Source organism: Streptomyces sp. NPDC002643 (assembly GCF_053592555.1).
In genome coordinates this window covers 1-1,365 of the sequence record NZ_JBSFVY010000089.1, presented here as the reverse complement: position 1 = coordinate 1,365, position 1,365 = coordinate 1, and the positions used below count along the sequence as shown (strand labels likewise).

General features: G+C 69.7%; 1 protein-coding gene. It reads right to left on the bottom strand.

Going from position 1 to position 1,365, the window contains the following annotated elements; all coding sequences use genetic code 11:
• Positions 1–166: 166 nt before the first annotated feature.
• Positions 167–1,312: an IS701 family transposase gene (locus tag ACWD4G_RS45630; RefSeq protein ID WP_451304668.1), complete on the bottom strand. Its 1,146-nt coding sequence runs from the start codon at positions 1,310–1,312 to the stop codon at positions 167–169.
• Positions 1,313–1,365: the final 53 nt, after the last annotated feature.

The following is a 1,365-nucleotide window of genomic DNA, read 5'->3' as shown; positions in this document are numbered from 1 at the left end:
TACTGCAGCCGCAGTTATGGGGGTCGGTGGCCTCGTCGGCGGTAGTGGCTGAGGCGGGCGCGGTGTTGATGGCGGCGGCGCCAGTGTGACCAGTGCAGGATGTGGCCGGCTTCATGCCGGACGGCGTGGGCGAATCTGCTCAGCAGGCGGCGGATCTCGTTCACGCTCAGTCGAATGAGGTCGCGGCTGTGTCCCCCTTTTCGTGAGCGGTTGTCCGGACCGCCGACAGGTGGGCGGCAGCCGCCATGGCCAGGGTGATGTGCCGGTACCAGGCCGGGTACTGACGGACTTGGTAGTGATCCATACCGGCCTCGTTCTTGGCGGCCTGGAAGCACTCCTCGATCGCCCAGCGGGCTCCGGCAGCGCGGACGATCTCGGCCGGCGGAGTGTTCGCGGGCGCGTGCACCAGGTAGTAGGCCCGCTCGCCGTCGGCGAGGGACCGCCGGATCAGCAGGGCGTCTTCGAAGCCGTCGTCGCCCTCGCCGGGCAGCGGGACCAGGGCCCAGGCGTATTCGCGCAGGCCGTGGGCGCCGTCGCCGGCGGAGCGGATCTCCCAGGCATGTTCCGGCAGGATTGCCGAGACGGTGCGGGCGTTCTGCCCGCGCGGCCCGCACCGGTGCTTGCAGGAGACCGCGAGCACGTAGCTCAGGCGCTGCCCGGCCAGCCAGCCGCGCAGGACGGGGTCCTGGCCGTAGACCTCGTCGCCGGTCACCCAGCGAAACGGCACCTTCGCGGCAACCGCGCGCTCCAGCATCGCGCGGGCCAGAGCGGGCTTGGTACGGAAGGCGACCTCGTCCCCGATCCTCGCGTCCGCCCGGCGGGCCGGATCCTCGGTCCAGGAGGTGGGCAGGTACAGCTCCCGGTCGATCAACGCCCGCCCCTTCGTGGAGGCGTAGGCCAGGAACACTCCCAGCTGACAGTTGTCGATCTTCCCGGAGGTGCCGGTGTACTGCCGCTGCACACCGGCCGACCGGCTGCCCTTCTTGATGAAGCCGGTCTCGTCCACGGCCAGCACACCGTCCTCGGCGCCCAGATGCTCCAGCACGAAGCCGCGAACCTCGTCACGGACCGCATCCGCATCCCAGCCGGCCTGGTTCAGCAACCGCTGCATGCCGTCCGGGCACAGCTCACCGGCCTGCTCGGCCAGCGTCCAGCCGTTCTTGCGCTCCAACGGCGCAAGCAGCCCCCGCAGATAATCCCTTGCCCGCCGACGCGGCTCGGACCTGCGGAAATACCCACCGATCCGAGCATGCAGAGCGTCCAGACCAACCGCCCAGCGGTGCACCTCATCAACCGTGACGTCCCCACCCATGCCCACTTCAACGAGCAGCCAGACCAACCGTCACACCAACTGCGGCTGCAGTA